Raw genomic sequence first — 23,593 nt, forward strand, 5'->3', positions numbered from 1 at the left:
TAAATCTATATTTGGATCTAAATTCTTTCCGTATAAGCTTAGTTTGGCTACTGATAGATCTGCAAATATATCATAATTTGCATATACTCCGTTTCTTTCTACTAGCTCTATCCCTGCATCTACTTTCCCTTTTGTTCTTAAATTAAAGGCTTTGTTCATATCTGTAAATATATCAAAATCTGAACTTCCTAGTAAATATTTAAATTCCGTTTTATACATTATATTTACACCTGAAAATTCATTCTTATTAAATGCTACTGGTAATTGAAACTCATTTCTTATTTCAAAACTCTTATATGGTCTATATGTTACTCCTATTTTTGGTGATAGTATGTTATATATACTTCTCCATGAATTTTCTAAAGGTTTCTTTTCTTTCTTCAAAGCATCATCTGCATTGAATTTTCTCTTTGATTTTTCATCTTTCTTATCAGTTTGGCTTCTCTTCTCAAACGCCTTATCTACAAGTATTTTTTCTGTTGTTTCTCCAACATTAATAGTAGTTCCATCTAAATCTTTAGGATTTCCTTTTTCATCTCTTTTAACAACATCAAGTTTGTATTCAGTTCCACCTATTGTAAACTTCTCAGGCATTATATATCCATATTCACCATAATGTGATAACCCTAAATCTATATCCCATTTCGAGCCTGCTTTTATTCTGTAGCCTAAATATGTTTGTGTTACTAAATTAATATCTTTATATTTTAATACTGTTTCTTCCGCATTTTTATCTTTTCCATTTTTAGTATATTTTAAACTAACATCAGTATAAGTTGTATCTAAGCTTGTTTGAGCTACGAAACCTTTGTACATTCCTTGTACATTTATTCCTGCTGTGTGTTGGATTTTTGTGAAATTTAAATTTTTACTTTCAGATGTAATATTTGTTCTATCATTGATTCTAGAATGTAAGTCTATTCTATATCCATTTCCAACATAACCTGCATTTAATTTGGCTGATATATTATTTACTTGTTTTGCATCATCTAAATTTGCTAAATCCAATTTAATTTTTGCAAGTGTTTCTTCTACTTTAAATATATTTTTTTCTTTTTCACTTGCATGAAAATACATTGCTCTTGTTAGGTCTATTCCCCTCATCTCATATGGATTTTGCAATAATTCTGTTGCTTTTCCTAATACACCTGGTACACTAAATATACTTGTAAATTTAGTCCACCAATTTCCTTCTGTAAATTTTTTCGCTAAAGTTTGAAAACCATAATAATTTTCAAAATCTTGAAGTGAATAATTAAATATATCTTCTCCAATGTAATGCCAACGATTTGTTAATTCATAATCTGTTTTAGATACAGTCAATGCTTGGGGTATTTCTGAGTTTGGTTCTTCACTTGTCAAACTAAGAGATGTTGGTTTAATTGAACTATTCGGTATTTTTGGATCATTATATGTAAATCCATTAAAATATAGGTAAGTTGGATCTAATATTCCCATATTTATTCCAAATAAATCAAAGTTAGGCAATAAGCCTGGAAATAACTGTTTAAAATCATTAGGTACTTGTTTTATTAGTCCTAAATGTGAAGTTTTTCTTCCATATCCTATCCCTGCTCTATCTAGCAATTTTTTTGTTACATTTGTTGCTATTAAGTTTATTGTAGCTTTATCTTTGGCTTCATCAACTATTTTTTGGTAATCAAACCCATAATGCAAACCTAAAGAAATTAAATTTGTATTTCCATTTTCAATATCTTTTAATAATTTTGAAAGAGTTTCTGTCTTTTTATTATTATGAACTTCATCTAATAAAGTATTTACAGCTAACTTTACAGGGCTATCTCCAAATAATGAGCCTGAGTAATATCCTAATAATCTATATGTTCCCTTATATCCTGATACTTCTGCTTTTGATAAGTCTGCATGTTCATCTTTATATTTTTGCTCAGTACTTAAATCTACATCTTTTTTCTTTTCCCACTTTTTAAAATACTCTATCTTATCGTATCCTGGTGCTGCATATGATATATTTTCTATCTCTTCATTTACATCTAATTTTTCTCTATTGATTGCAAACATTGGTCCTACATTAAAATAAAATCCTTTATATGCTCCTCCAAAGCTTGGATTTATCTCTACTATTTTACCTTGACCTCTTACATTTACAAAGGCTTGAACTGGATGATCTGCTAATGGGTTAAATGTTACATTGTAATCTACTTCTTTGTTTCCTATTTTTTCTTTTTCTTCTTCTATTTTATCTATTCCATATTTTTTCTTTTCTTCTCCTATTACATAATACTTTAATGTTCCATTTAAGTACTTGTTCTCTGATGTTAACGTTAATTTTAACTTATCTATTTCATTTTTCTCAATAAAATTTTCGTAATCATTATCTTTTCCTATTATATCTAGTCCTAATCTTAAACCAAAGTAATCTTCGCTTAATTTTATTCCTAACCTTTTTCTAAACTTGTATTCTTTTGATATATATCTTATTGCTAAATCTAAGTCTCTATTTTCTGGATATTTTGGTAAATAGTAACTCCTCGCTGTTTGTTGTGCAGGTTCTCCTACACTTTGACTTGTTGGATTTTTCTTTTTGTCGTAATCTTGTACTTTTTTGGCAAATATTAGATCCATTGCCGGAAGTGCCATTCTTGATGCTTTTTCTGCCCCATCTGCCCCAAAATGTGTATCAACTCCAAAGGTTACTTCTGCTTTTACCTTATCTTCCACTTTTGTATATGTCATAGTAGATGCACTTAGTGCTGCTAATGACAGTAGTAATTTTCTATTTTTTTTCATGTTTTTTCTCTTTTCATTTTAGTTTTTTTCAATCGCGTTATTATATCATAATTAAAAAAATTTGTATAAAAATTTACCTGTCAGTAATTTTACCAATACATAAATTTGTAAAAAAAGGATTTAATATTTAAATTAGTACAACATTGTACTCTCTACTTAAATATATAAAATAAGGGCTTTTAAATAACTAGTCATAGTAGTTGAGCACATATGCAAAAATCTAAAATAAGTTAATTTATTATCAATCTAATAACTGACAAATAAAAAAAATTAATTGATAATTTAACACTACTATAATTAAAAAAGAGGTAGATAATTGCCTAACCTCTTATTTTTCATTACCATTTAAACTCAAATCCTGTTTTAATATTTACGTCTGTTCTCTTGTATTTAGCATTTTCAAAACTTACCGGTACATTTATACTTGATGTCCATGATATTCCTTTTATTATATTGTATTTTGCCGATACCTCTGGTGATAACACATTTTTTACTTTTAACACATTACTTCCAAATAATTGTAAATCATCCAATAATATGTTATCCATAATTACATACTTAAGATCTAATTTATGATTTACTCCAATACCCATAAAGAATTTATCTATAACTTTAAAGTTATATCCTAAATGAATATCACTATTAACATTTAGGCTTCTATATTGTAGATTTTCATTTACTACCCTTGTTGTTACTTTATCTACAAGTACTTTCTGACTTTTTTCTACGGCTGAGATAACAGTATCTTTACTAAATTTATCAAGCTTTCCGTGTCTTTCTTCAATTATTTTCTTTATTCTTTCCTTTTTTTGTTTTTCAGGTTCATTTTGATAAAAAAGCACTTCGTTTTTTTCTGTAAATTGATCTTTTAATTTAATATATTCTTGATTTTTTTCTTTAGATTGTATCGCATAAACTTTTTCTACTGTTGTTTCAGTATTTTTTTCAGTATATTGTGAAACATGCTTAACATTATTGTATTCTAAATCAAGATTTGTTCTTACATTAAATCCAACTTCATTGTTATAGTCTAAATTAAAATATACTCTATATTTTTTATCAAATAATGTACTTAATCCTTTTGTTTCTTTACGATTAAAATAATTATTAAGTTTTACAAAATATACTCCTTTATCTCCGTTGTGTTTAAAAAGCAAATGAAACTCATACCACTTTGGATTATAGTCTTTATCATAAGCCCACGTTATCTCTTTACCTGAGTTTGTACTACCTAACGCCTTTATATCTTCGTCTTTTGTTTTAAGAGGAATATCAGTTTTATTATTTATCTCAACTACAGCTTTTCCACTCTTTGATGAAAATCCTGCTCTTAACGTCAAGTTGTTTGTTATCTTTTCTATACTTACAAACGGTGTCAATGCATAATTTAAACTATTTTCAAACTTAAAGTCTTTTAATTTATTATCAAATGCTTTTACTTCATCTCCTGTATTTCTATAGGCCAATACTTCTCTTACTGTACTTTGTAGGTCATTTTTAAAGATTTGTTTATCTTTACTTATTTGCTTTTGTACCCCTGCTACTATACTTGTCTCTTTATTTGGACTTAATTCTATTCCATATTTTAAGTATATCTCTTTATTCTCTTTTGATATTATTACTCTTGGTTTTAGTGGTAGGTTTACTACTAATGGATTTATTGATAAATCTATATTGGGATCTAGATTTTTTCCGTATAAGCTTACTTTTGCCGCTGATAAATCTGCAAATATATCGTAATTTGCATATACTCCGTTTCTTTCTACTAATTCTACTCCTGCGTCTACTTTTCCTTTTGTTCTTAAATTAAAGGCTTTATTCATGTCTGTAAATATATCAAAGTCTGAACTTCCCAACAGATATTTAAACTCTGTCTTGTACATTATATTTACACCTGAAAACTCATTCTTATTAAACGCTACCGGTAGTTGAAATTCATTTCTTATCTCAAAACTCTTATACGGTCTATATGTTACTCCTATTTTTGGTGATAGTATGTTGTATATACTTCTCCATGAGTTTTCTAACGGTTTCTTTTCTTTCTTCAAAGCATCGTCTGCATTGAATTTTCTTTTTGAGTTTTCATTTTTTTTATCATCAATTTTATTTTTATTATTAAATGCTTTATCTACAAGTTTTTTTTCTGTTTCTTTACTTATATCTACAGAATTTCCATCTAGATCTTTTGGATTTCCTTTTCCATCTCTTTCTACAACATCAAGTGTGTACTCTTTTCCATCTACTTTAAATGTTTCAGGCATTATATACCCATATTCACCATAATGCGATAATCCTAAATCTATATCCCACTTTGATCCTGCTTTTATTCTGTAGCCTAAATATGTTTGTGTTACTAAATTAATATCTTTATACTTTAATACTGTTTCTTTTGCCTTATTATCTTTTTCATTTTTAGTATATTTTAAATTAATATCAGTATAAGTTGTATCTAAGCTTGTTTGAGCTATGAAGCCTTTATACATTCCTTGTACATTTATTCCTGCTGTGTGTTGGATTTTTGTGAAGTCTAATTTTTTGTCATCTGATGATTTAATATCTGTTCTATCATTTATTCTTGAATGTAAATCAATTCTATATCCGTTGCCAACATAACCTGCATTTAATTTTGCTGATATATTATTTGTTTGCTTTATATCTTTAACATCTTTTAAATCTGCTTTTATTGTTTTAAGTGTTTCCTCTACCTTAAATATATTCTTTTCCTTTTCACTTGCATGAAAATACATCGCTCTTGTTAAATCTATTCCTCTCATTTCATAAGGATTTTTTAACAGTTCCCTTGCTTTATATAATGTACTTGGTATACTAAATACACTTTTGATTTTAGTCCACCAATTTCCTTCTGTAAAATTTTTCGCTAAAGTTTGAAAACCATAATAATTTTCAAAATCTTGAAGTGAGTAATCAAATATATCTTCTCCAAGATAATGCCAACGATTTGTTAATTCATAATCTTTATTAGCTACAGTTAATGCTTGCGGCATTTCTGCTTTCGGTCCTTCACTTGTTAAACTAACTGATGTTGGTTTAATTAAACTATTTGGTATTTTAGGATCATTATACGTAAATCCATTAAAATACAGATAAGTTGGATCTAGGATTCTCATATTTATTCCAAATAAATCAAAATTTGGCAATAAGCCTGGAAATAGCTGTTTGAAATCATTTGGAACTTGTTTTATTAGTCCTAAATGTGAAGTTTTTCTCCCATATCCTATTCCTGCTCTATCTAGCATTTTTTGTGTTACTTTTGTTGCTATTAAGTTTATTGTAGCTTTATCTTTTGCTTCATTAATTAATTTTTGATATTGAAATCCATACTTAACACCTAAAACTAAAATATTTGTTCCATTTTCAATATCTTTTAATAATCCTGAAATATGTTTAGTTTTATCATTACTATGTATCTCATCTAAAAAAGTATTTACAGCTAACTTTACAGGGCTATCTCCAAACAGTGAGCCTGAGTAATATCCTAGTAATCTGTATGTTCCTTTGTATCCTGATACTTTTGCATTTTCTAAATCTGCATGTTCTTTTTCATAATTCTCTTTTTTACTTAAATCTACATTTTCTTTCTTTTCCCATTTTTTGAAATACTCTATTTTATCGTATCCCGGTGCTGCATATGATACATTTTCTATTTCTTCATTTATATCTAACTTCTCTCTATTCGTCGCAAACACCGGTCCTGCGTTAAAGTAAAAACCTTTGTATGCTCCTCCAAAACTTGGATTTATCTCTGCTCTTTTACCTTGACCTCTTACATTTACAAAAGCTTGTATCGGATAATCTGCTAATGGATTAAATGTTACATTGTAGTCTACTTCTTTGTTACCTATCTTATCTCTTTCTTGCTCTATTTTATCTATTCCATATTTTTTCTTTTCTTCTCCTATTACATAATACTTTAATGTTCCGCTTAAATATTTATTTTCTGATGTTAATGTTAATCTTAACTTATCTATTTCATTTTTTTCAATAAAATTTTCATAATCATTATCTTTTCCTATTACATCAAGACCTAATCTTAATCCAAAATAGTCCTCACTTAATTTTATTCCTAACCTTTTTCTAAATTTATATTCTTTTGATATATATCTTATTGCTAAGTCTAAATCTCTATTTGCTGGATATTTTGGTATATAGTAATTCCTAACCGTTTGTTTTGCAGGTTCTCCTACACTTTGATTTTTTGGTTCTTTCTTTTTATCATAGTCTTGTACTTTTTTTGCAAATATTAGATCCATTGCTGGAAGTGCCATTCTTGATGCTTTTTCTGCCCCATCTGCTCCAAAATGCGTGTCAATTCCAAATGTCACTTCTGCTTTTATCTTATCTTCTACCTTTGCATATGTCATCGTCGATGCACTTAATGCCGCTAATGACAATAATATTTTTCTATTTCTCTTCATATTTTTTTCTCTTTTCATTTTAAATTTTTTTCAATCGCATTTATTATATCACAATAAAAAAAATTTTATAAAATTATATGAAGTCAATTTTTAACTGAATCTTTACATCAAATTGTATTGATTTTATCTAACACTTAAAAAAAAGTATAAAAGATGACTAATAATATTTTAAATAATTTAATAACAAATATATAACATTAAATATAAGTATAATAAAAAAATGGGACTGTTTTAAATTAAACATCCCCATAATTTTTCTTATTTTCAAATTCAAATTTACCCATTACCATTGTTTTATTGATAGTATAGTCATCTTCAATAACTACTAAATCAGCATCATAATTTGCTTTTATTTGACCTTTTCTATCATCAATTCTAAGTAATTTTGCTGGATTTAAAGTACAAGCATTTATTGCATACTCAAATGGTACCATAGCTTTTTCAACTGTTATTCTTAAAGCATCTATAATTTTTAAAATTGAACCTGCAAGAGCTCCGCTTTTTCTTCTTGCACTTCCATCTTCAGAAACTATAACTGTTTCTCCACCTAATAAAAATTCACCTGTTCCTACTGCCTTAGCACACATTGAATCGCTTACAATCACTGAATAATTTGGACCTTTAGACATAAAGAAAATATTTATTATATCAGGTGTACTATGTATACCATCACAAATTATTTCTGCATATGTATCCCTAACCCTAAGAGCTGCTCCAACTTGACCTGGTTCTCTATGATGAAGAGGTGTCATTGCATTAAAAGTATGAGTCATTGATCTTGCACCATTAGAAAAAGCCATTACAGCTTCATCATAAGTTGCTCCACTGTGACCAACACTTACTATAACTCCATTTTTAGATAGTTCTCTAGTCATTTCATAATCTTTATCTTTTTCAACCGCAAGTGTCATTATTAATATCATATTATCACAAGATGCTTGAAATCTTTTAAATTCTTCTATATCAGGTTTTACAATACAAGGAACAGGCTGAGCTCCACAATGATTTACATCTAAAAATGGTCCTTCAAAATTTATTCCTAGTATTCTAGCTCCTTTATAGTCCATTTTTGATACTTTAAGTACATTATTTGCAGCTTTTGTTAAAACTTCTTCTGTTTGTGTTACAGTTGTAGGACAAAATGATGTTACTCCCTCACTTGGCAAATACTCACACCATTTTTTAAGACCTTCTACATGTCCATCGTTTGTATCAAACCCAACAGCACCATGAGTATGGACATCAATAAAGCCTGGAACTATTCTTTTATTTCCAAAATCATAATCAACTTTAATATTTTCATCATACTTCATAAGTCTTACAATTTTATCCCCGATAACCTCAATAATACAAGGTATAAATTGATTTGAAGTCCATACTCTTTTACTTCTAATTAACATCTTAATATCTCCTTTTATCTTTTACCTATTAATTGTATAACATAGTATGTAATTCCACTTGCTATTATTGGACCTGATGCAGATCCTTTAAAAAATACTATCCCAAGAATTATTCCTCCAGTTAAAGCAACAACTAATTCCGGTTCTTGTATCTGTAAATATATACCTTTTGTTGCAAAAACAGAAACTATTGCTCCAACAATTATAGCCGCTATTCCTTCTGTACTTTTTACTGTGTTTATAAATTCATTCATTCCTATTTTATCCATTGCTATTGGAACTAATATAGCTAAAGTAAGCATATATATTCCAAAATTAGAACCTTTATTTTTTATTAATTCCAATATATTCTTATTAGACGGTATTAATTTTAAAATAATAAGAGTTAATGAGGCATAAAGCAATAATCTATTTTTACTAAAAATTGCAAGTAATCCAATTATTGCTAGTATTGCATAGCTACTCATATTTTTATTACCTCCATTATTATCGGTAAAAATAGTGCTAATATCATATTAAATATTTTTATTTTTGTATTAAATATTGTATTTATTCCCAATAAAATTAAAAATATTCCACCAACAGTTGTTATATCACTAATTGCAATCGCCGTTAAATATGGTTTTATATTTAATGCAAATAAATAGAAAAAACCTTGATAAATTAATATAAATATAGATGTAAATGCTACTCCTATTCCATATACTGAACCAGCAATAACTGCCATTACAGAATCCAATAAACTTTTAGCATAAACAATACTTCTATCGTTATATAACGCTTCACTAAATGAACCAAGTATAGCCATTGCTCCTATACAAGTAAGCATAGTCGTAAAAACAAGACCTTTAGCAAATTTTTCTCCAGTTTTATGTGATAATAAAAGTTCTAATTTATTACTGAATTTTACTAAATTATCATCAAGTTTTAAAACAGTACCTAATAAAAATGAAATTATTATGTATATTATTGCTCTTTTATAATTATCAATATGTATTAAAGTTTTAAATCCAAATATTACAATTACAATTCCTAAAATTTTAATTAAAATTTTTTTTATTCTTTCACTTATTTTTTCTCCAAGAAATATTCCAATTAGTGCCGCAATCAAAACAGTAAAAGCATTTACTAAAACTCCCATTTTCTCCCCTATATAATTTATGTATATTTAATTATACATTAAAACATATGTAAACTCAATAAAAAAGCTACATAAATTTAAATTATGTAGCCTATATTTTTATTCAGGTTTTATCATTATCAATTCTCTTGGAGATTTTGTTAATTGTTCATATCCGTCTTCAGTTACTAATAGATCATCTTCAATTCTAACTCCGTATTTACCTTCAAGGTATAATCCAGGTTCAACAGTCATAACCATAGTTGGTTTTAAAGCTTCATTTCCAATTTGAGAGCAGTATGGAGGTTCATGAACTTCAAGTCCGAAGCTATGTCCTAAACTATGGCCAAAATATTTTGCCATTTCTCCATTAGCATCAAAATAATCTCTAACTGCTTGATCTACATCTTTGCCTATAACTCCAGGTTTTATCATTTCAATACCAAGTGATTGACCTGCATAAACTAAATCATATAATTTCTTTTGTTCTTCTGGTATTTCATCTCCAAAAAAGACTGTTCTTGTCATATCAGAAGCATACCCCTTATAATAGCAACCAAAATCCATAGTTATTAACTCATTTTTCTTGATTTTTTTATCACTTGCTACACCATGTGGCATTGATGATCTGTATCCACTTGCAACTATTGTTTCAAATGATTTATCATCAGCACCATTTATTCTTTGAATATATTCAAGATATGCTGCAATTTCTCTTTCAGTCATACCTTCTTTTATTATTTTTATTGTTTCTTTGAAAGCAATATCAGTGATTTGTGCTGCTTTTCTTAAACATTCTATTTCTTCTTTAGATTTATATTTTCTAAGTTCTAACATGGTATCTGATGCGGGAACAAATTCAATATCTCCAAATGCTTTTTTTAATGACTTATATTGTGCATAAGACATAGAAGCATCATCAAAACCTAGTCTTTTTACATTATTTTCCTTAATGTGTTCTGCTATTTTTTCTATACCGTTTTTTGATATTTTAACAAACTCAAATCCATAAGGAGCTGTTTGTTCTGTTGCTTGTTCTACATATCTAAAATCTGAATAGAAGTATTTTTTGTTTTTTAATATAAGACCTTGTCCTGTTGTACCTGTAAATCCTGAAAAATATCTTTTATTAAAATAGTCTGTTAAAATTAATCCATCTATATCTAGTTCTATTAATAAATTTTGAACTTTTTTTAACCATTCTTCCATTTTAATCCTCCTTTAATTATACATTGTAATTTAATTTTTTATTTATTTCTTTATAATTTTTAAAATATATATCTATGTAATTATAGAAATCTTTACTATGATTTGGATATCTTAAATGTGATAATTCATGGACTATTACACTATCAATTTCCATAATACTTTTTTTCATTAACTCTAAATTTAATGCAATTTCTCTTTTCTTTGGAATGCAAAAACCCCATTTACCTTTTATTAGTTTTATAATTAATCTAATATCTTCATATTCTTTCATTATGTTTTTATAATATTCAAATCTTTCATTAAATATTTTTACTGCGTTTTTATAGTACCAACTGTATACTATATCTTTAAGCATTTTCTCATCTTCATACAAAGTATAAATTTTTATAATATTCTCTTCTAACTTTATTCTATTTAAATTAGAACTAATAATTTCCATTTTATATTTTTTTCCTAAAAAAGAAATATATGAATGCGGTTTATATGTATCTAAGTTTCCCATAACCAAAATATATTTTTTTATTCTTGTTACATGTTTTTCTATAAATTCTTTTTTTGAATTTATAAACTGCTCTATATAGTATTTATCTAAATTAAGTGGTGCTGATATATAGATAGTTCCGTTAGTTTTTATTCTAAGATTTATATTTTTAACTTTTTTTCTTTCAATGATATATCCAGCTATTTCTTCTTGATGTTTTATATCCTTCATTAACTTAACTCTTTCTCAATAGTATCAATTATTACCTTAGGATAAACAGATAAGAATATTTTATATAATTTATTATTATATGTTTTTATTTTAACTAATATATTTTTACAATCATTGAAATTTTTAATAGTTAAAGTCTTTTCTTCATCATAATTTAAAATTAATTCTAACGCTACTATACCGGCTTGTTTACCATCTGTTGCTATTTTTATGTTTTTTATAACCGGTGCTATCATCTTATTTATATCAAAAACATATTTATCATTTACAATAAACATATTTTTGGAAAATATAATTTTTTGCTTTTTAGTCAATTTTAATAAAATAAATATAACAAATAGTATGAAAAATATTAAAATATAGTATTTCACTTCATAACTCCAATGCTATTTAATAAAAATATTGTTTTTAAATCGTTAGATTTTTCAAGTGCTTCATTTATTGTCATTTTTATAACCTCAATATCTTCACCTTCATCTAAAGACTGCTCTGATGCTATTGCATTTTTCTTTAATTTTGCCATATAAAAATACAGTTTTTCTGTTGTATATCCAGGACTTACATATAAAGGATTACCTATAATCTTAAATTGTTCAATACTATTTTTATCAAATCCTGTTTCTTCAAGTAATTCTCTATATGCAGCAAAAGTAGGTTCTTCTCCTTCATCTATTAAACCAGCAACAACCTCTAAAGTATAATCATCTGAACCTGCTCTATATTGTTTTACTAAATATACATGTTCTAAAGTATTATCAAAGACTGCTACACAAACAGCATCTTGCTTTTTTAAATATTCCAAATTTACATTTTTTGTAGGGTGTATTTTTATATCACCTTTTAAAAATTTAAATCCTTCATCTATAGGTTTCACATTTACTCCTTGTTAGAAAAGCTATTGCCGTGCAATAGCTTAATCAAAATGTTTTTCTTTTTTTAATGTTGGGAATAAGATTACATCTCTTATTGATTGTGAGTTTGTAAGTAACATACAAAGTCTATCAAGTCCTATTCCAAGTCCACCAGCAGGCGGCATAGCATATTCTAATGCACGTATATAGTCATAATCCATATCGCAAGCTTCGTCATCTCCTGATTTTTTCTTATTAACTTGATCTTCAAATCTTGCTTTTTGTTCTCTAGGATCATTTAATTCAGAATACGCATTTCCATATTCTCTTCCAGTAATAAATAATTCAAATCTATCTACCCAATCTTCACTTCCCTTTGTATTTTTTGAAAGAGGTGATATTTCTTTTGGATATTTAGTTATAAATGTTGGATTTACTATTGTGTGTTCTACTTTTTCTTCAAATAATAAATTTAAAATACCATATTTTGTATAGTTCTTATTGCTTTCTAACTCAACACCTAATTTTTTAGCAAATTCAACAGCGTCTTCATCAGTTTTAATTTCATCAATATTAAATCCTGTTTTTTCCATAACTATTTCTTGCATAGTTACTCTTCTCCATGGTTTAGCCATATTTATCATTTGACCATCATATTCTATTTCATATTTATTATGTATATGCATACATAAACTTGAAATTAAATCTTCCGTAATATCCATCATCACGTTATAATCTGCATATGCTTGATATAATTCCATCATTGTAAACTCAGGATTATGTTTAATTGAAATACCTTCATTTCTAAAACTTCTATTTATTTCAAAAACCTTTTCAAACCCACCAACTAATAATCTTTTTAGATATAGCTCAGGTGCTATTCTTAAATACATTTCTTGATCTAAAGCATTATGAAACGTTACAAAAGGTTTTGCAGCAGCTCCTCCTGCAACAGGATGCAACATTGGTGTTTCAACTTCAATAAAGTTTTTATTTTCTAAGTATCTTCTAATATATCTGATAATTTCAAATCTTGTTTTCATTGTGTTCATAACATTTTCATTCATTACAAGATCTACATATCTTTGTCTATATCTCATTTCAACATCTGTCAAACCATGAAATTTTTCAGGTAATGGACGTATATTTTTAGATAATACTGTATATTTATGTGCTCTTAATGTTAATTCTCCTGTTTGTGTTAAAAATAAGTGCCCTTCTATACCAATGAAATCACCAACACTTAAGTTTTTAAATATCTCGTATTCTTGTTCTCCAACTTCTGTTTTTTGTACATAAAATTGTATTTTACCAGTTTCATCTTTTAAATGAGCAAAACCATTTTTACCCATTCTTCTATATGATACTATACGACCTGCTGTAACAAATACTTTATCTGAAGCTTTTCCATAATTTAAAATATCAATAACATTATCTTTTTTATCAAAATATCTACCGTATGGCTCAATATCCATAGCTTTTAGTTCTTCAACTTTTTTTATTTTTTCCGACATTATATAACTTGTATTTTGTGTTGTTTCCACATCTTTAGGCATTATTTAATTTCTCCTTCATTATTTATATATTATTAATAAATAATACACTTTTACGGCTTTTTTGTCAATAAATTAAAAATAGTGCAATTGATATTTTAAACTATCATAATGCACTATTAACGTTATTTTTCAACTACATTACCTTCAGGTTTTTATATTTTTTCTATTACTTCCACTTTTTCTATTATTTGAGGCTTAGTTTTATTACCATTTATACTATTAGGAAATATCCCAAAATTTGTATCTGCTCTTAAAAAATCATATCCGATTTTTAAATTAGCTTCAAACTCATATGACATCGTAATAATACAACCTAATGTCATTAACCCTAAAATAATTTTTCTCATTTTACCTCCAATTTTTAAAAATACCCGTCATTCTATCACTACTAACTATCAAAAATCAAGTAAAACAAAAGCCCTAGTTTTCACTAGGGCATCTATTACCATTCATATTTAATTCCAGCTTTTAGCATTGCTACAAAATACTTAAATGTAAAGTCATCTTCTGCTTTATTAAACTTATTACCTGAACCAACTGATAATGCATTTTTTCCAAAAATAACAGGAATTTCTACTTTACCAAATAATTTTAAATTATTTTGGAAAGTGTATTCTGCTTTAACATATGGTTTTAAATCTATTTCAGCACCCATAACCCATTTATTAGCTTCTGCCATATTTTCATCTTGCACATATCTTGGTTTTGCTTTTCTAAGTTGAATTTTTGATTGAGCTTCTAAACCAACTTTAAGCTTTAAACCGTCATATGAGAAGTATTCACTTACATCAACACCAAATTTAATTATATTATAATGAAGTCCTAAACCTTGACTATCAAATAATGGTGCATATAAATGACCAACAAATGGTTTTGCTCTTAAACCATAAGCTAATTTTTTGTCGTAACTGAATTTAGATTCATTATAAATAACTGTTCTTTCTCCATTTAAATCTTTTTGAAGTTCAAACTTATTATTAAACTCATATTCTTTATATTTATATTTCGTTTTATTTTCAAGACTTAATTCATTTCTAACTATTTCTACATTTTGATATTGTGTAGGGTTAGTACTTGTTCCACTTTCAATTACAAGATATTTTTTACCATCTTTACCAGTGTAATAATAGTAATCTTCGTATTTACTCTTATCTTCATTTTGATGTCTTAAACTTGATTTATTTGGTTTTGAAAAATCAATGATAGAACTTAAATTATTTTTATCAACATCCATTTTTTGACCATTTTCTGAATATAAAGCAGATTTTACGTTATATTTTCTACCACTTGTTTGTGTAGTGTCAATGTAGCTATTAATTCTTAATTCATTTGTAAATTCTGAACCTTTTAATCCTACATTTGGTTTTTTGTATATTAATTTAAATTGTGATTCATAACTATTATCTAATTGGTCATATCTTAATTTTGCATCTTTTAATGGATTTAATAAATATGATCCATTGTGAGATACTCTTAAATCAAATTTTAATTGTTCTAACTTTTCGTGTTCATGATCTAAAATTTCCCAAAATTCATGATATCTTCTTTTTTCTTTATTGTAATCATAAGTAAATTGTAAACTATTTTTAAAGTTATGTTTTTCTGTTATTGCTTTAAACTGCAACGCATTATACATGCTTCCACTTATTACTGTATTTTCATCATACTTATATCTAATGTCTGTTCTAAGTTCTGCAAGTTGTGGTTTATATAAATCAAAAGTACTAAATTTAGGTCTAAATGTTAAAGATAAATTATCTTTTAATAAAATATTATGTTCATAATCTACTAAAATACTTTTATGATATCTTCTTTCATCTCCATTATATGATAAAGGAAAATATGTAAATTTTGCTTTTATATATTTAGTAGGATTATATCCAACACCAAGTTTAACTTGCATATCATTATCTTCTCTTACAGGTTTAGTTGTAACATAATTTTCTAAGTTTAAAATATTTGGGTCATGTTCGTGTTCATGTTCTTCATCATTTACACCATCGTGATCATGGTCTGAATCTTGGCTATCATGTTCATGTGGACTATGATAGTGATCTTTGTTAAGACCTCCTAAAATATCAAAATTAGATTCTGAATCGTTACCTTTTAGTTTTTCTGTATATTCCTTTTTTATTTCTTCTGGAGAAATTATTGGATTTGGTATTAATTTATCATGTCTATAAACTTCATCTCTTTTAGTTATATCATCTCTTTGACCTCTTATTTTAACAAAAAAATTAACTTTATTGTTAAGTGTATATACTTTAAGGTCTACGGGTCTATACATTATTCCTACATATTGTCCATTTTGAATAGTGGTTTCTAAATCAGACTTAAATTTAATCCTATAATCTTTTGAATAAGATAAGGCTGATATAAGTAATAAAAATATAAGTGTTTTTTTCATGTCGTTCTCCTGATATCAAATTATTTTTTCAAGTATAACAAAATAATTTTAGGCATTCAAGCTAACAACATCAGTTATTTTTTAGTTTGCTTGTTATTTATTTCTCTTATACACTATGTTTTACGTACTATACAGCTTCAAAAGATTTTTAGATATTTTTTAGTTAAAAAAAGCACATACTTATTGTATGTACTAATTTGTTATAACTAATTCAATATTTACTTCACTTAAAAATTCATTTTTTTCAGTATATTCTCTAGCTACTATCTTAATTTTGTTATTAATGTTTTCAAAAAAGATTGTCTCTATTTTTGTTAAAAATATGCAATTATTTAATTCTAATTTTGATGTAGTTTCTTCATTTAAAATATACTGTTTTATATATTTCATACCATTATTATTAGAATTTACCAATAATTTGTTCTCATATAACTCAAATGAATAATTATCACATTTATATACATTTCCATTAACAGAACAATTTTTAAGTATTACATTGTTTTCATCTTTTTTGTCATTATAGTATAAATAGATACTTTTAATATCAATAGTCATATTATTTCTCATCATCTTCATCTTCAAAAAAGTCATCTATGAAATCATCCATATCTTCAAAAACTTCTTCTTCATCATCTTCATAATTTTCTTCATGAATTTTTTCAGATTCAAAGTCTTGTTCATCTTCATCAATTATTACGCTAAGACCATCGTTTTCTGAATCGTATGTATCAATATCATCTTCGTCATCATCTAAACCATAATTAATATTTGGCTGATCTCTTTCAAATATATTCCTTTCATATATATCAAGGATTGTATCTTCCTCTTCTTCATCAACCATATATATTTCTTCTTCATCTTCATCACATTCAAAAACTTTTTTTATCCCATATTCGTTTTCAGCAATGATATATTCTTTATCGTCGTATTCAATAGTATTTAAACAAGTAAAATATTCTAAATTGTCATCAATTGAGTAAGTAAATTCTTCTCCAAATGAATACATAAAACCCTCCGTTATTTATGATATTTTATATTATTTATTATGCAAATACTTCTATAAATCTGCTCTACCAGCATTAATCTAAATAACTGATGTGGAAAAGTCATATTGGAAAAACTCAATAAATAGTCACATTTTTTTCTAACTTCATCATTAGCACCTCGAGAACCTCCAATGATAAAGTTAATTGTACTATAACTCATAGTAAGTTTATCAATTTTACTTGCTAATTGTTCTGAACTTAGATTATTTGATTTAATATCTAATAATATATTATATGCTCTTTTATTAGTTATTTCTTCAATTATCCTAGTTGATTCTTTTTGTATAGCAGTTACATTATCCTCTTCTTCGTTAAGTTCAATAATTTTTAAATTCACATATTTTTCAATTCTTTTTTGATATTCTTTTATTCCATCAGAAATATATTTTTCCTTTATTTTACCAATAGAAATAATATTTATTTTAAGCATTTACGTTTCCTTATCTATTATACATATTTACGTAAAAATTACAAGCAAAATTTACACTTTTCTCTTAGATAGTTTATCAAGGTATTCTTTCTTTATTTGTGATATTACAGGTCTTCCATGAGGGCAATTAAACTTGTTTATTTTATGTAATTCTTCTACCAGTGCTTGCATTTCTTCCATCTTAAGTTTTTGTCCTGCCATAATTGCTGTTCTACAAGACATTGAAACTATTATTTTTTCTCTTATATCTTTAATTTCTCCATCTTCGCTTATACTATCTATCATAGCCTTTATTATATTCTTAGGCGTATTTCTAAGTTCAAAATCCGGAACTTCTCTTAATATTATTTCTGTTTCTGATATTTGTTCTATATCAAATCCAAATTCTTTAAAAATTTCCAAATTATTAACTACAGTATTTACATCATAACTTGTAAATTCAATCACTTCTGGTATCAAAAGTTGTTTACTTGTCATTTTTTTGTTTGCATATTCTTCTTTTAACTTCTCGTATCTTATTCTTTCATGCATAGCATGTTGATCATAAAAATCAATACTATCTTCATTCTTTACCATTATATATGTATTAAAAACTTGAGCTATAATTTCAAAATTTGAAACATTATTTTCTTCATTAACATCAAATATACTTTGAATATACGTAGTTTTTTTATCTTCGTCGTTTACATAGTGTATTTCTTTTTTTATTTCTATTTCTTTATTAGTGTATGTAGTAGGAGTCCAAGTTTTTCTATCATCTTCATAAAAAAAGTCCTCTATTGCACTTTTTATTACTCTATAAACTATCTTATCATCAGAAAATTTCACTATTTTTTTTGAAGGATGTACATTTACATCAACTTCTGAAGAGTTTATGTTGTAAAAAATAATAGCAAAAGGATATTTATTTTTCATTAATTTTGTATAATATCCATCTATCACAGCTCTTTCAATTAAATTTGATTTGCAATATCTATTATTTACATATGTATATATATAGTTTTTTGAGCCCCTAAAAATTTCACTATTTCCTAAATATCCATATTTGAATTTTTTTAAATTTTTAAAAATATTTTTGCCAAAAAGTTCAAATAATGTGTTGTCTATTCCATTACCATTAGTTGATATACTTTGTTTTCCATCAATTTCAAGTTTTATTGACACGTTATAATTTGCAAGTGCAATTTTCATAACTATGTCTTTTATATTACTATTTTCGGTTTGTTCTTTTTTTAAAAATTTTTTTCTTGCAGGTGTATTGTAAAATAAATCTCTAATTTCTATTACAGTTCCTGTTTTACTTGCAACATCATCAGATTTCACAATATTTCCACCTATAACCATTATTCTATGTCCTAATTTCATATCAGAAGTTTTAGAAGTCATAGTAAACTTTGAAACAGCACAAATAGAAGCTAGTGCCTCTCCCCTAAATCCAAAAGTACTAAGATTAAAAATATCTTCTTTTGTTCTTAATTTTGAAGTTGCATGTCTTTCAATTGATAAATAAAGGTCCATAATTTCCATACCTACACCATCATCTACAATTTTCACATACTTTCCACCATCTTCTACACTTATATATATGTTATTAGCTCCAGCATCAAGTGAATTTTCAAGTAATTCTTTTATCATTGATGCAGGATTTTCAACAACTTCTCCAGCTGCAATTATATTTGAAACATTTTCATCAAGTATTTTAATTTTACCCATAAATATTTTCTCCTAAAAAAACTAGAGTATCCAGCACAAATTTTTGGTCGCCTGTTACAAAAAAACAGGTGGTAGTTATTTACAAAATACGTACAGAATCCGTTTAAGCACTTACGTCTTTCGTGATTAGCCTGAGGCATAGTTTGTAGGGACAACCCCATTAAGATTGAGTAAAGCCCAAAAATTTGAAGTACTCTTGATACTCTAGTATAAATTCATTATATCATTAATTTGTCTGTATTTCAAATGAATAATAATGGTTTACTTAAATGTTTTTTTCATTTAATATATTTAACATTAAATCTTCTTTTAATTGTTTTTCATCAATATCAGCAGGTGCTCCGGTCATTAAATCTTGTCCTTTATTTGTTTTAGGGAAAGGTATAACTTCTTTAATAGATACTTCATTTAACATTACCATAAGCCATCTATCAAACCCAAATGCTAATCCTCCATGTGGTGGAACTCCATATTTTAATGCTTCTAATAAAAATCCAAATTTTTCTTCCTGCTCTTCTTTTGAAATTAATAATCTATCAAATACAAGACTTTGTAATTTTGCATCATGTATTCTTATACTTCCTCCACCTATTTCAAATCCATTTAAAACTAAGTCATATGAATCTGTTTTAATATTTTCTAAATCATTACTTTCAAGTAAATGTCTGTCTTCTGCTTTTACATTTGTAAATGGATGATGTTGTGATTTATATCTTCCTTCTTCTTCACTATATTCAAACATAGGAAAATCTACAACCCATAAGAAATTAAATTTATTATTGTCAATTATTTCTAATTCATTTGCTAATTTTAATCTTAAAGCACCCATTGCATTTAAAACTATATTTTTTTCATCTGCGATTATAAAGCAAGTTTGACCATTTTGTATGTTTAATTTTTCATCAAGTTGCTTTATAGTAGTTTCATCAAAGAATTTTATTATTGATGAATTTAATACATCATTTTCCTTTTTAATATATGCAAGTCCTTTAGCTTTAAAGTATATTTTTACATAATCTTCAAGTTCTTTTATATTTTTTCTTGAAAAATCTTTATCAGCAACTATTGCTTTTATATATTGTGCATTATCAAATACACTAAAACCTTTTCCTTTTACTATATCTTTTATATCAATTAGCTTCATTTCAAATCTAGTATCAGGTTTATCACTACCATAGTTTTCCATTGCATAATCATATGTTATACGTGGAAACTCATAATTAGCATCTTTTCCTGTTACATCTTTAAATACTTTTTTAGCAAGTTTCTCAACTAAAGTTATGATATCTTCTTGTTCTATAAAAGACATTTCCATATCAATTTGCGTAAATTCAAGCTGCCTATCAGCTCTTAAATCCTCATCTCTAAAACATTTTGCGACTTGGTAATATTTATCAAGCCCTGCTATCATAAGAGTTTGTTTAAAAAGTTGTGGTGATTGAGGTAGTGCATAAAAATTACCTTTTTGTATTCTACTTGGTACAACAAAATCTCTTGCACCCTCCGGAGTAGCTTTAGCAAGTATAGGCGTATCTATATCTAAAAATCCCTCTTTATTCATAAATTCTCTAATTGAAAATAGCATTTCATTTCTTTTTACTATATTTTTTTTCATTCTTTCACGTCTTAAATCAATATATCTATATGTTAAACGTAAATTTTCATTTTGAATGTTTTCATCATCAACTTCAAAAGGTAACGGTTTTGAATAACTTAAAATTTCAACATTATTTGCTATTACTTCAATTTCTCCAGTTTCTATTTTACTGTTAATTGAACTTCTTTTAGCAACTGTTCCCTCTACTTTTATTACAGATTCTGGTTTAATTATCTTTACATTTTCCATTAAATCATCTTTTAAAACTATTTGAGTAATACCGTATCTATCTCTTAAATCAATAAAAGCAAAAGCTCCTAAATTTCTAATTTTAGAAACCCAACCTGACAATATTACATTTTCATTACAATTTGTTATTCTTAATTCATTTAATTTATGAGTTCTATACATATTACTTTATCTCCTCAGCTATGTTTTCTATATTTACAATTTTTTGCTCACCTGTAATATAGTTTTTAATAGATACCTGATTGTTTTTAATTTCTTCTGTACCTAATATTATTACTTTATTTGCACCAAGTTTATTTGCTTTTTTCATTTGAGAATTAAAACTTTTAATTTCATATTCATATTCAACGTAAACATCATTTTTTCTTAAAACATCTAATATTTTAAATAAGTTTTCTTTTGTTTCTTCAAAGTAAACGATATAAACTAACTCTTTTTTATTTGGAAGTAAGTTTTCGTCAAGCAATAAAGATATTCTTTCTATTCCAGCTGCAAAACCTATTGCAGGCGTTAAGGTATTTGATAATATTTGCGTTAATTTATCGTATCTTCCACCACCTAAAACCGTTGATTGTGCCCCAAGTTTTGATGATTTAATTTCAAATACAGTATCAGAATAGTAGTCTAAACCACGAACCAACTTATCATTAATTACATAATTTACATTAAATTTTTCAAGATAGTAGCATAATTTTTCAAAAAATTCTTTACTTTCACAATCAAAATAATCATGTAACTTAGGAGCATTTTCCACAATTTCACTATCTTCTTTTGAATCTAAAACTCTAAGTGGATTTTTATAACATCTTATTTTTGAATTTTCAGATAATTTATCATAATTATCTATTAAATATTTTTTTAATACTTCTAAGTATTTTGCTCTACTTTCAGTATTACCTAAACTATTTAATTCTACTACTAAATCACTTATTCCTAATTTTTCTAAAAATTCACAAGCCATACTGATTATTTGTGCATCTTGCATAGGATTTCTTGTTCCAAAACATTCAATACCAACTTGATTAAACTCTCTATATCTTCCTTTTTGCGGTGCTTCATATCTATACATAGGACCATAATAATACCACTTAATGTTAGGATTTGATTTATATAGTTTTGATTCTAAATAAGCTCTTACAACTCCTGCTGTCCCCTCAGGTCTTAACGCTATATGTCTTCCACCTTTATCTTCAAAATCGTACATTTCTTTTGAAACTACATCTGTTTCATCTCCTACACTTCTTTTGAATAAATCAAGTTCTTCAACATTAGGTGTTATTATTCTTTCATATCCATATTTACTAAATACTTTTTTTGCTGTATCAACTATGTACTCAAATTTTTCAATGTCTTTAAAGTATATATCTTTCATTCCTTTTAGTACTTGTATCATAGTATCTCCTTAACTACCGCTAAAATTTCATCTTGTATCTCTTCTACTGTTTTAAGTTTACCATCTTTTATACAGGTTATAACTTTAGCACCATAAATATCAACGACTTTTTTTGCAGTATTGTATGCTCTTAATTTTTGATTTTCATCAGATTCCAATATATCTTTTTTATCTTCTCCAGTTATTTTATTAGGTCTTTTATAAATAAGTTTATTTGAAAATTCATAAGGCATATCAAGAAAGATTATTAAATCTGGTTTAGGTAAACCGAATTTATTCCATTCTAGCTCTGTAAGCCACTCGTTATAGTATGCAAATTCTTTTTCGTTATATATTCTGTTTCCCTGATGAATTATGTTTGAAATTGTATATCTATCACTTATTACTATTCCACCTGAATTGTAAAAAGATTCCCAATCTTTTTTAAATGATGCGTATCTATCTATACTAAAAAAAATTGATGATGCAAACACACTTATATCATCATTTTTCCCAAATTCTCCTGCTAAATACATTTTAACAGGATATGAAGCATTACTCTCATAATTAGGAAATGATATTTTTTTTATATCATAATCTTTTTTTAAATTTTCATAGAGTAAATTACTTTGTGTTTGTTTACCACTACCATCTGTACCTTCAATAATTATTAATTTACCTTTCATATAGCCTCCAACTGTTAAAAAAGGTTTTTCAAACGAAAAA

At 26.5% G+C, this 23,593-nt stretch carries 19 protein-coding genes; all 19 read right to left on the bottom strand.

Going from position 1 to position 23,593, the window contains the following annotated elements; genetic code table 11:
• A partial coding sequence (locus tag AWT63_RS04490; RefSeq protein ID WP_082680453.1) for a hypothetical protein occupies positions 1–2,769 on the bottom strand: 2,769 nt, incomplete at its 3' end.
• Between the two features lie 338 nt (positions 2,770–3,107).
• Positions 3,108–7,205 carry a hypothetical protein gene (locus tag AWT63_RS04495; protein WP_068268624.1) on the bottom strand — a complete coding sequence of 1,366 codons (4,098 nt, stop codon included), beginning with the start codon at positions 7,203–7,205 and terminating at the stop codon, positions 3,108–3,110.
• Between the two features lie 236 nt (positions 7,206–7,441).
• On the bottom strand, positions 7,442–8,605 hold the full coding sequence (gene nagA, locus AWT63_RS04500; RefSeq protein ID WP_068268625.1) for an N-acetylglucosamine-6-phosphate deacetylase: 1,164 nt from the start codon (positions 8,603–8,605) through the stop codon (positions 7,442–7,444).
• Positions 8,606–8,619: 14 nt separating this feature from the next.
• Positions 8,620–9,072 carry a DUF441 domain-containing protein gene (locus AWT63_RS04505; protein WP_068268626.1) on the bottom strand — a complete coding sequence of 151 codons (453 nt, stop codon included), beginning with the start codon at positions 9,070–9,072 and terminating at the stop codon, positions 8,620–8,622.
• On the bottom strand, positions 9,069–9,746 hold the full coding sequence (locus AWT63_RS04510) for a DUF554 domain-containing protein (RefSeq protein ID WP_068268627.1): 678 nt from the start codon (positions 9,744–9,746) through the stop codon (positions 9,069–9,071). The genes AWT63_RS04505 and AWT63_RS04510 overlap by 4 nt, the downstream gene beginning before the upstream one ends.
• A gap of 99 nt (positions 9,747–9,845) precedes the next feature.
• Entirely contained in the window at positions 9,846–10,934 is a 1,089-nt protein-coding gene (locus AWT63_RS04515; protein ID WP_068268628.1) for a M24 family metallopeptidase, read from the bottom strand.
• Between the two features lie 16 nt (positions 10,935–10,950).
• The gene (locus AWT63_RS04520) at positions 10,951–11,646 is read right to left on the bottom strand and encodes a M48 family metallopeptidase (protein WP_068268629.1); all 696 of its coding nucleotides are present in this window, start codon (positions 11,644–11,646) and stop codon (positions 10,951–10,953) included.
• Positions 11,646–12,017, bottom strand: coding sequence for a hypothetical protein (locus tag AWT63_RS04525; protein ID WP_068268630.1), 372 nt, complete (start codon positions 12,015–12,017; stop codon positions 11,646–11,648). The genes AWT63_RS04520 and AWT63_RS04525 overlap by 1 nt, the downstream gene beginning before the upstream one ends.
• Complete coding sequence (locus AWT63_RS04530; protein WP_231723220.1) at positions 12,014–12,520, bottom strand: NUDIX hydrolase; 507 nt, start codon at positions 12,518–12,520, stop codon at positions 12,014–12,016. The genes AWT63_RS04525 and AWT63_RS04530 overlap by 4 nt, the downstream gene beginning before the upstream one ends.
• A 39-nt stretch (positions 12,521–12,559) precedes the next feature.
• Positions 12,560–14,053, bottom strand: a complete 1,494-nt coding sequence (gene lysS, locus AWT63_RS04535) for a lysine--tRNA ligase (RefSeq protein WP_068268631.1) — start codon at positions 14,051–14,053, stop codon at positions 12,560–12,562.
• A gap of 152 nt (positions 14,054–14,205) precedes the next feature.
• Positions 14,206–14,400, bottom strand: coding sequence for a hypothetical protein (locus AWT63_RS04540; RefSeq protein WP_068268632.1), 195 nt, complete (start codon positions 14,398–14,400; stop codon positions 14,206–14,208).
• A gap of 95 nt (positions 14,401–14,495) precedes the next feature.
• Positions 14,496–16,460 carry a hypothetical protein gene (locus AWT63_RS04545; protein ID WP_068268633.1) on the bottom strand — a complete coding sequence of 655 codons (1,965 nt, stop codon included), beginning with the start codon at positions 16,458–16,460 and terminating at the stop codon, positions 14,496–14,498.
• Positions 16,461–16,652: 192 nt separating this feature from the next.
• A complete protein-coding gene (locus tag AWT63_RS04550) occupies positions 16,653–17,027 on the bottom strand; it encodes a hypothetical protein (protein WP_068268634.1) in 375 nt (124 codons plus the stop codon).
• Positions 17,017–17,466, bottom strand: coding sequence for a hypothetical protein (locus tag AWT63_RS04555; protein WP_068268635.1), 450 nt, complete (start codon positions 17,464–17,466; stop codon positions 17,017–17,019). Before AWT63_RS04555 ends, AWT63_RS04550 begins: the two co-directional genes overlap by 11 nt.
• A gap of 11 nt (positions 17,467–17,477) precedes the next feature.
• The gene (locus tag AWT63_RS04560) at positions 17,478–17,936 is read right to left on the bottom strand and encodes a 23S rRNA (pseudouridine(1915)-N(3))-methyltransferase RlmH (protein ID WP_068268636.1); all 459 of its coding nucleotides are present in this window, start codon (positions 17,934–17,936) and stop codon (positions 17,478–17,480) included.
• A gap of 51 nt (positions 17,937–17,987) precedes the next feature.
• Complete coding sequence (mutL, locus tag AWT63_RS04565; protein ID WP_068268637.1) at positions 17,988–19,649, bottom strand: DNA mismatch repair endonuclease MutL; 1,662 nt, start codon at positions 19,647–19,649, stop codon at positions 17,988–17,990.
• 265 nt (positions 19,650–19,914) lie between these two features.
• Positions 19,915–21,657, bottom strand: a complete 1,743-nt coding sequence (aspS, locus tag AWT63_RS04570) for an aspartate--tRNA ligase (RefSeq protein WP_068268638.1) — start codon at positions 21,655–21,657, stop codon at positions 19,915–19,917.
• A 1-nt stretch (position 21,658) separates the two neighbouring features.
• Positions 21,659–22,888, bottom strand: coding sequence for a histidine--tRNA ligase (gene hisS / locus AWT63_RS04575; protein ID WP_068268639.1), 1,230 nt, complete (start codon positions 22,886–22,888; stop codon positions 21,659–21,661).
• Entirely contained in the window at positions 22,885–23,553 is a 669-nt protein-coding gene (locus tag AWT63_RS04580) for a dTMP kinase (protein ID WP_068268640.1), read from the bottom strand. The genes hisS and AWT63_RS04580 overlap by 4 nt, the downstream gene beginning before the upstream one ends.
• Between the last annotated feature and the right edge of the window lie 40 nt (positions 23,554–23,593).

This window comes from Caviibacter abscessus, assembly GCF_001517835.1.
In the GTDB taxonomy this organism is placed as follows: domain Bacteria; phylum Fusobacteriota; class Fusobacteriia; order Fusobacteriales; family Leptotrichiaceae; genus Caviibacter; species Caviibacter abscessus.

Excerpts from the sequence above, each read along its gene's own strand:
- AWT63_RS04495 (WP_068268624.1), bottom strand. The coding sequence starts at position 7,205 with ATGAAGAGAAATAGAAAAATATTATTGTCATTAGCGGCATTAAGTGCA.
- nagA (WP_068268625.1), bottom strand. The coding sequence starts at position 8,605 with ATGTTAATTAGAAGTAAAAGAGTATGGACTTCAAATCAATTTATACCT.
- AWT63_RS04505 (WP_068268626.1), bottom strand. The coding sequence starts at position 9,072 with ATGAGTAGCTATGCAATACTAGCAATAATTGGATTACTTGCAATTTTT.
- AWT63_RS04510 (WP_068268627.1), bottom strand. The coding sequence starts at position 9,746 with ATGGGAGTTTTAGTAAATGCTTTTACTGTTTTGATTGCGGCACTAATT.
- AWT63_RS04515 (WP_068268628.1), bottom strand. The coding sequence starts at position 10,934 with ATGGAAGAATGGTTAAAAAAAGTTCAAAATTTATTAATAGAACTAGAT.
- AWT63_RS04520 (WP_068268629.1), bottom strand. The coding sequence starts at position 11,646 with ATGAAGGATATAAAACATCAAGAAGAAATAGCTGGATATATCATTGAA.
- lysS (WP_068268631.1), bottom strand. The coding sequence starts at position 14,053 with ATGCCTAAAGATGTGGAAACAACACAAAATACAAGTTATATAATGTCG.
- AWT63_RS04540 (WP_068268632.1), bottom strand. The coding sequence starts at position 14,400 with ATGAGAAAAATTATTTTAGGGTTAATGACATTAGGTTGTATTATTACG.
- AWT63_RS04545 (WP_068268633.1), bottom strand. The coding sequence starts at position 16,460 with ATGAAAAAAACACTTATATTTTTATTACTTATATCAGCCTTATCTTAT.
- AWT63_RS04550 (WP_068268634.1), bottom strand. The coding sequence starts at position 17,027 with ATGAGAAATAATATGACTATTGATATTAAAAGTATCTATTTATACTAT.
- AWT63_RS04555 (WP_068268635.1), bottom strand. The coding sequence starts at position 17,466 with ATGTATTCATTTGGAGAAGAATTTACTTACTCAATTGATGACAATTTA.
- AWT63_RS04560 (WP_068268636.1), bottom strand. The coding sequence starts at position 17,936 with ATGCTTAAAATAAATATTATTTCTATTGGTAAAATAAAGGAAAAATAT.
- mutL (WP_068268637.1), bottom strand. The coding sequence starts at position 19,649 with ATGGGTAAAATTAAAATACTTGATGAAAATGTTTCAAATATAATTGCA.
- aspS (WP_068268638.1), bottom strand. The coding sequence starts at position 21,657 with ATGTATAGAACTCATAAATTAAATGAATTAAGAATAACAAATTGTAAT.
- hisS (WP_068268639.1), bottom strand. The coding sequence starts at position 22,888 with ATGATACAAGTACTAAAAGGAATGAAAGATATATACTTTAAAGACATT.
- AWT63_RS04580 (WP_068268640.1), bottom strand. The coding sequence starts at position 23,553 with ATGAAAGGTAAATTAATAATTATTGAAGGTACAGATGGTAGTGGTAAA.